This window comes from Micromonospora craterilacus, from assembly GCF_003236315.1.
Classification (GTDB): Bacteria; Actinomycetota; Actinomycetes; order Mycobacteriales; family Micromonosporaceae; genus Micromonospora; species Micromonospora craterilacus.
On record NZ_POTY01000062.1, the window covers coordinates 21,834 to 29,688 of the forward strand.

Here is a 7,855-nt window from a genome sequence, read left to right on the forward strand (position 1 = left end):
GGTGACGAGAGCAGGGTCGACCAGACAGGTCGGACGTGCATCGCGGTCCTTCCCGTGCCGCCAATCGAAGGCGACACGGGAAGGACCGCGCCTGGGTTATTTCTTCCACGCCTCGATCAGCGCTTGAGCAGCTGCCTTCAGGTCCTGCCTGGCCGCTGCGGTGACATGCCCGTCCATCGCGGGATTCTCCAGATGCCGGATGAAGTCCTGCATGCGCTTGGCTGCCTGCTCCTTCGAGCCCTTGGCCAGATGGTGAGTCGCACTGTCCAGCGTGTTCGAGAGCTGGGGCACCAGCGGACCACCGACCTCGCCGGCTTCGACGTAGAAGTCCAGCATCTGGCGAATGGCGGCGGTGCCCTTGCCGTCATCAGTTCGAGTTATCTCGACCGAGCGGTAGACGGACTCGTTGATCGACGGGCCGAGCGGCCCGAGCAACCTGACCGCGTCATGGTCCCCGATGATGCCGTCGAAGCTGTACTGATACCTGCCCTCTGGCGTCTTCTTCCCGTCGAGGGTGGCGCGGAGCGATCCAACGACCTCGCCGTCAGCGTTGTGCACGCGGATCTCCGCGTCCGGGTCGGCGACACCCGTGAATGCCGTTCCCGACAACCTGCCGTCCACGTACGTCACGCCGGTGAAGCCCGAGATCTCGCCCAGATCCTTCGTGTAGTTCAACGAGGCCTTGACCGCACCGAGGAACGAGCTGATCTCCTGGTAGGGCGGTCCCGGAAGATCACGCGGGTATCCCGGCTCATCCCGAACCCACAGGAGCTCCACGGGGATGTAGCCGCGGTAGTCGCTGTACCGGACGTCGGTGAACAGTTTGTTCAGGTCCGTGGTGGTGTCGGTCTCGGCGCCCGCCGGCCGCTTCTTCACCTGGAAGTTGTTCGAGTAGGGCAGAACCTCGGCGATGTCGGCGTACCAGTCGTAGTCCAGGCCGGTGGTGTAGCGGAACGGCCGGAAGTAGCCGGTGTCGTTCACGATGCCGACGTTGTCGTGGTCGATCCACTTCAGGATCTGGATCGTCTGACCTGCGGTGGCGGTCATGTCCCCGTGGTTCTGGAGACCGATCTGAACGCCCTTGGTGGCGCCGTACTCCGCCAGCTGCCGCAGTGCCGGGACGACGCGCTCTCGGGCGACCGTCTCCCAGCCGAGGGTGTTGATGTCCGTCGGCACCGGCCCGGAGAACACCCGGATGACCGGAGCGCCCATCTCGGCCGCGACGTCGATCCAGTACTTGCCCCGTTCGACGTCGAGGGCCCGCCGGTCAGCGCTCGGGTGGGCGAAGTTGTTCTGGTAACCGGTGCCGCTGATTTCGATGCCGAGCTGCTCGGCCAGCTGCCGGATCTGGCGGGCGTATGCCTTGATCTCGGCGTCAGGCAAGGTCGGCATCTCCGTGTTGCTGTACCCCGGGATGTAGTAGGCCGTGACGTCGACAGCGTCGAATCCCGCCTCGGCTGCCCAACGAATCGATGCCAGCGTGTCGAGCTGCGGCGTGTCCTGCCGGTTGTTCAACCACGCGTTGATGTTGACATTGAAGCTGTACAGGTTGAGGCTGATCTTGTAGTCGCCCCTGAAGTACTCACCATCGCGGTACCTGACGCTGTCGGCTCCGCCGATCCGGCCACAGTACTGGCCGCAGATCTCCGGAGTGTTGGGCGCGGCGGGGTCGTCAGGACTGCTGCTGTCGTCACCGATCAGCCGGATCCTGAACTGCTGGAAGAAGATGTCGGTCCGGTAGGCCTCGACCGCCGATTCCACCGGAACGTAGATGGTCATCCCGGTGGCGTAGAGGAACCAGTTCCCCTGCCCCAGAAGTTGGGGCGGCTCCTCCCCGAGGGTCAGTGACTTCAACGACAACGCGTTGTAGAAGGCCCGGTTGTCGATCGACCTCAACCGCGGCAGGTACGCGCTCTGCAGCGCCACGTTGTTGTTGAACGCGAGCCCATTCAGTACGGTCACCTTCGGCATTTCGGCGGTGACGAGCGTGGCGAGATCGTAGAACGCCCTCGATCCGATCACGGTTGTGTTGTCCAGCTTCACGTGCTTGAGCGAAGTGTTTCCGCTGAACGCGCTCGCTGGCACCTGGGAATCAACGAAGTCAGCCGACCCGACCACCGCGAGATCGGTGAGCTTGGTGAGGCTCTGGTTGATGAATCGGCTGTCGGTGCTGTTCAACGCACCGCGATCGATTATCAGGCCGTTAACATCGGCGTAATCCACGCCGGTGGCGTCGATCGCGGCCCGCAACCCTCCGCCCGCACCCGAGACGCTCACCGTCAATGTGCCATTTTCAGCTATCTGCTCTGCTTGAGCGATGGCCGGAACAGCTATCGACAGCAAGCCTGCGGCGGCGAAATAGGTGAAGACTCTCCTGAAGCGTTTCATCGCCTCCTACCCTCCTTGGTAAGCGCTTTCCCTTCAGCCGGCTCAACGTAGCCCAGAACCTCACAGCCGTCTAGATGACCGGTGCCCTGAAGCTCGGACTGCAGGCCGTTGCCGCGTAGCCGGGCCCAAGATCGTCGTTGCTGCCCAGACGTCGAGCCCGCTCCTCGACCTCCCCGGTCCGGCGGGACCCGCCGGCGTCGAGCCCGTTCCCTGACATCCCTGATCCCGGCGGGGGCTCGCTGGCGAGCACCAAGAGACGGCGGGCAGGTTGGATGGGGTGGCTCGTCTTCGTCGGCTCGGTGTCCGGTGGCGGTGGCTGAGCGCCGCCGTACCCCCGACCGATTCTGACCACGCTTTCGCCCTCTCACCGGGCTTCGCCTCGCGGTGGCCGTGACTCTCCGGTGCATCCTGAGTCACAACTGGCGCGGCCTGATGCGTTACCGCACCTCGGGTCTGGCACTGTAAGCGTTTTCCCAGGGAGTGACACGATGCGATGCGTACGGCAGCGGGGCACCATACTTAGTGGTGCATGGAATCCGGTTGTTGGGCCAGGTGCACTCGTGACCAGCCTGAGCGTCAACGACCGTTCGCCTCTACACGGCTCGGGAGCTTGCGGTGTCGCAGAGTAAAGTCAGAGGCGTTACCACCTTGACCGATGTCGCTCGCGAGGCGGGCGTCTCGCTGGCCACGGCTTCGCGCGCTCTCAACGGCAGCAGCCGCCGAGTTCGCGAGGATATGAGACAGCGAGTGCTGACGGCCGCGAGCAAGCTGGCCTACGCGCCCAACGGTCCGGCACAGGCAATGGCTCGAGGGAGCACCAACGTCCTGGGCCTGCTTGTCCATGACATCGCCGACCCGTACTTCTCGTCGATCGCCACAGGCGTGATGCGAGCGGCGGATGAACGGCAGCTCGTGGTGACAATTTTCAACACATTGCGGCGGCCGGACAGGGAGGTCGAGTATGTACGAACGCTGCGCAGCCAGCGTGCATGCGCCCTCATCGTGGCCGGTTCACGCATTGACGACTCACTGGCGCAAGACCAGCTGGAACACGAGCTGGCGGAGTTCGAGTCGGCTGGTGGTCGCGCCGTGTTCATCAGCCAGGGACGGCTTCGGTTCGACACGGTCGTGCTCGAAAACCGCGCCGGCGCCCGCGTCCTGGCGGAGAGCCTGGCCGAGTTGGGGCATCGGCGTTTCCTGGTGCTCGCGGGCCCACCGGAGGTGCGCACCTCCACCGACCGAGTCCAGGGCTTTCGAGAAGGACTCGCACGGCACTCCATCCAACTGCCGCGGAACCAGGTGCTCCGTGGCGAGTTCACCCGGGACGGGGGCTTCGAGGCGATGACCAGAGCCTTCGACCTTGGGCTGGCTCCCGACTGCGTCTTCGCCGTGAATGATGTGATGGCGGTGGGCGCGATGGCGGCGTGCCGTCACCGCGGCGTCCGCGTGCCCGAAGACCTCGCGGTGGCTGGTTTCGACGACATCGCCACCTTGCGGGATGTCACACCGAGCCTCACCACCGTCCAGATGCCACTCGACGACGTGGGCGCGATGGCCCTCGAGCTGGTCCTGGCCGAACGGGCCGATCACCCACGACTACGGCGCGTCAAGGGTCAGGTCGTTCTGCGTGACAGCACCTCTCGCGTAAGGTGACGTGACCGAAACGGCGCAGGCCGACAGGTGGCACGGCCTCAGGCCCACTCACCGGCGAAGAGCGGGGCGACCGGCCGTTCCCGGCGCCCGATCCGCAGGTCCCCGAAGATCGTGCTGCGCTCCGCCCGCTCCACCTCCGCGTCCAGGTCGATCTGCAACTCCGCCGAGGCGTCGTGGGCCGCGCCGATGAGGACGAGCTCAGTCCCCGGGTGGTCGAGGAAGGCCGGCGGGTCGAGCGGGGCGAAGCGACGGCCGTGGAACTCGTTCTGCAGCGGGGCGGGCAGCCTGCCCTTCCGGGCCCCGCGGAGGCCGACCCCGGGCGGGGAGGGCGCCTGCGGGTTCTTCACCGTGACGATGTAGCTCGCCTCCGGCTCGATGCTGAGTTCCCGCTGGGCCGGGCCGGGACGAACGGGCAGTTCGAGTTCGTACGCGAGATGGGTGTGGTCGTCGTGCCGGGCGATCACGTACGCCCCCTCCGCCGCCGGCCGGGCCGGCGGCTGTTCCCGCTCGTCGCGGGTCTTCGTCCGGTACGCGCGCGCCTGCAGCGTCTTGTGCAGCTGCTCGGGCCGGTCCACCACCTCGTCGACGAACGCCCAGAAGCGGTCGTGCTCGTCGATGCCGGGCAGCCGCTTGCGCCCGACGACGAGCAGCCGCAGGTGCCGCCCCCGCCACGGGTGCATCACCACGAGTAGCCGCTGCACCTCGGCCAGCGAGCCGACACGTTCCTCCGCCACCCGAGGGCGGTAGAGGAAGTAGATGTCCCCGTCTTCCAGCAGCTCGGCCATTCGCCGTGTATACCCGGAATGACCGGCGGCCAACGCCGGCCAAGATTCGGCCACTGGAGGATGGGGTACCGGGGGACGCGTGTTTCCTGATCCTGACAACGAGAGCACTGCCGGCGTACCCGCACAGACCGACGCCCCCGAGGGGCGGAAGCGGCGGCGCCGGCGGATACCCATCTTCCTGGCGGTACTCGCGCTGCTGCTCGGCATCGGTCTGATCGGCGGCACCTACTACGTCGACAGCGTGCCCACCCCCACCGACCTGAGCCTGCCGGAGTCGACCACGGTGTACTTCGCCGACGGTCGGACGCCGATGGCGAAGCTGGGCTCGGAGAACCGGACGATCGTGCCGTACGACCAGATGAACGAGGCCGCCAAGCAGGCGATCGTGGCGGCCGAGGACCGGACGTTCTGGACCAACGAGGGCATCGACTTCAAGGGCGTGCTGCGGGCCGCCTGGGCCAACCTCACCGGCGGCGAGCGCCAGGGCGCGTCGACGATCACCCAGCAGTACGCCCGGGTGGCCGCCGACCTCAAGGGCGTCACCTACTCCCGCAAGGTCCGCGAAGCGGTCATCGCGTGGAAGCTCGACGACGAGTACAGCAAGGAGGAGATCCTCGGCTTCTACCTGAACACGGTGCCGTTCGGGCGGGGCGCGTACGGGATCGAGGCGGCCGCGCAGGCGTACTTCGGCAAGACGGTACGCCGCGACGCCCCGGCGGCGAAGCAGCTCACCGTGGCGGAGGCGATGGTGCTCTGCGCGATGGTGAAGCAGCCGGAGGCCAACCCGGACGACCCCGAGGGCCAGCCCGGCTACGACCCGGAGCGCGGCCCGAAGGCCCGGCAGAACTCGCTCGACCGGTGGACCTACATCCGCGACGGCATGGTGAAGCTGGGCCACCTGACTCCGGCGGAGGCGGCCGACCTGGCGTACCCGGACACGGTGCGGCCGATCGACCCCGCCGCCAGCCAGTCCGGCCTGGACCGGCCGACCGGGCTCGTGGTCAACCACGTGCTCAGCGAGCTGCGGCAGACCGAACAGTTCAAGGACAAACCCGCCGACTACGTACGCAACGGCGGATTCAAGATCGTCAGCACCATCGACAAGCGGGTCCAGGACGCCGCCGAGGCGGCCGCCGACATCCGGCGCGACACCGCCCCGGAGGCGGTCCGCGGGCAGCCGAAGAACTGGCAGGCCGCGCTGGTGGCGGTGGAACCCGGCACCGGCCGGGTGCTCGGCTACTACGGCGGCAACGACGGCTCGGGCGCCGACTACGCCGGCTGGTACTACGACGAGAACGGCGAGGCCGCCGGGTTCGGCCAGCACCCACCGGGGTCGTCGTTCAAGGTGTACGACCTGGCCGCGGCGGTGCGGGAGGAGATCTCGGTCAAGCGACACTTCCACTCCCCCGACACCAAGGAGTTCCCCGCCTCCGGCCGGACGAAGGACAGCCCCGCCGGCCCGATCCGCAACGCCGAACGGGCGTCGTGCCAGCCGGACTGCGCGCTGTGGGAGGCCACCGTCGCCTCGCTCAACGTCACCTACTTCGAACTCACCGAGAAGCTGGGCACGGACAAGGTGATCGACATGGCCACCCGGGCCGGCGTCGACTCGATGTGGGCCAACAAGAAGGGCGACTCGAAGCCGAAGCGGATCGAGTTGCGCGGCCACCCCGGTGCGGAGACCGCGGAACACTTCTCGACCGAGGTCGGCATCGGGCAGTACGGCATCACCGTCGAGGACCACGCCAACGGGATGGCGACCTTCGCCGCCGGCGGCAAGCGGGCCGAGGCGCACTTCGTCCGGTCGGTGACCAAGGGCGACGAGGAGATTCTCGAGGAGCGCCTGACGCAGACCGAGGTCGGGCTCGACGAGGAGGCGATCGCCCAGCTCAACTGGACGCTGAGCCAGGTACGGGCGGCCCGCCTGGACAACGGCTGGGACACCGCCGGCAAGACCGGCACCTGGCAGGCCGGCGAGAGCACCACCAAGAACCTGCACACCTGGATGGTCGGCTACACCGGCGCCCTCGCCGCCGCGACCTGGCTCGGCACCACCGACGGCAAGCCGCTGCGGACGAAGGACGGCAGCTACGCCGTGTACGGGGCCAGCGGTGCCGGCCCGATCTGGCAGCAGTTCATGGAGAAGGCGACGGCCGCGTTGAAGCTCGACCCGGACAAGTACCGGTTCGCCCAGCCGAAGTTCCCGAACGACGCGGCGCCGCCCACCGCCTCGTCCCGGCCCGCGCCGACCGCGACGCGACCGACACCGACGACCACGACCACGACCACGACACCGACACCGACACCGACGGCGCGGCCGACAACGGCGCGGCCGACACCGACCGCGACCGAACCGAGCTGCGACCCGCCGGACTGCGTCACCGCGGTCCCGACCGGCCGGCCGACGCGGACCCCGACCCGGTCGCCGGAGCCGAGCCCGCCGCCCAGCTCGGAGCCGCCGCGCACCTCGGCGCCGGGGTGATCGTCGTACGATGCGGCGCATGGCATTACTGCATCGGGCGGAAATCCATCCCACCAAACTCGAACTGCTGGCGGCCTGGCTGCCCGGCCGCGACTGGTACCAGGGCGACACCGGCGCCGAGGTGACCCGGGTGGCCGGGTACCGGTTCGACGATCCGGCCGGCGAGGTCGGCATCGAGACGCTGCTCGTCCGCGCCGGCGACGGGCCGGTCCACCAGGTGCCGTTGACCTACCGAGGGGCGCCGCTGGACGGCGCCGACGCCTGGCTGGTGGGGACCATCGAGCACTCGGTGCTGGGCCGGCGCTGGGTCTACGACGCCTGCGGCGATCCGGTGTACGCCGCGGCACTGGCCAGCGCCGTCCTCGCCGGCACCGGGCAGGCGGAGGAGTACTTCGAGGTCGACGGCCGGCGTGAGGTACGCCCGGCCAGCATGGACATCGCCAGCGACGCCCCCGCCGGCACCCACGTCCCCACCGTCGGTGCCATACGTCGGGTCGTGGCCGCCGACCCGACGTATGGCACCGACGGTGGGGACGTGGGTGCCGGC

At 68.2% G+C, this 7,855-nt stretch carries 5 protein-coding genes; 3 read left to right on the forward strand and 2 right to left on the reverse strand.

Annotated features, from left to right (window positions below; all coding sequences use genetic code 11):
• Positions 1–96: 96 nt before the first annotated feature.
• Positions 97–2,388 carry an FIMAH domain-containing protein gene (locus tag C1I95_RS12395; RefSeq protein ID WP_111213955.1) on the reverse strand — a complete coding sequence of 764 codons (2,292 nt, stop codon included), beginning with the start codon at positions 2,386–2,388 and terminating at the stop codon, positions 97–99.
• A 615-nt stretch (positions 2,389–3,003) separates the two neighbouring features.
• On the opposite strand from C1I95_RS12395, the gene C1I95_RS12400 reads away from it, so the two are divergent.
• Complete coding sequence (locus C1I95_RS12400; protein ID WP_233513632.1) at positions 3,004–4,041, forward strand: LacI family DNA-binding transcriptional regulator; 1,038 nt, start codon at positions 3,004–3,006, stop codon at positions 4,039–4,041.
• A 38-nt stretch (positions 4,042–4,079) separates the two neighbouring features.
• Here the strand turns inward: C1I95_RS12400 and C1I95_RS12405 are convergent, their stop codons facing one another.
• Positions 4,080–4,826, reverse strand: coding sequence for a hypothetical protein (locus C1I95_RS12405; RefSeq protein WP_111213956.1), 747 nt, complete (start codon positions 4,824–4,826; stop codon positions 4,080–4,082).
• Positions 4,827–4,905: 79 nt separating this feature from the next.
• Here C1I95_RS12405 and C1I95_RS12410 point away from each other — a divergent pair, with 79 nt between their 5' ends.
• Entirely contained in the window at positions 4,906–7,308 is a 2,403-nt protein-coding gene (locus tag C1I95_RS12410) for a transglycosylase domain-containing protein (RefSeq protein ID WP_111213957.1), read from the forward strand.
• 19 nt (positions 7,309–7,327) lie between these two features.
• Positions 7,328–7,855 (forward strand): CG0192-related protein (locus C1I95_RS12415; RefSeq protein WP_158566384.1); only part of this gene is annotated, 528 nt, incomplete at its 3' end.

Bases quoted from the DNA above. Each gene is read 5' to 3' on its own strand.
- C1I95_RS12395 (WP_111213955.1), bottom strand. From the start codon at position 2,388: ATGAAACGCTTCAGGAGAGTCTTCACCTATTTCGCCGCCGCAGGCTTG.
- C1I95_RS12405 (WP_111213956.1), bottom strand. From the start codon at position 4,826: ATGGCCGAGCTGCTGGAAGACGGGGACATCTACTTCCTCTACCGCCCT.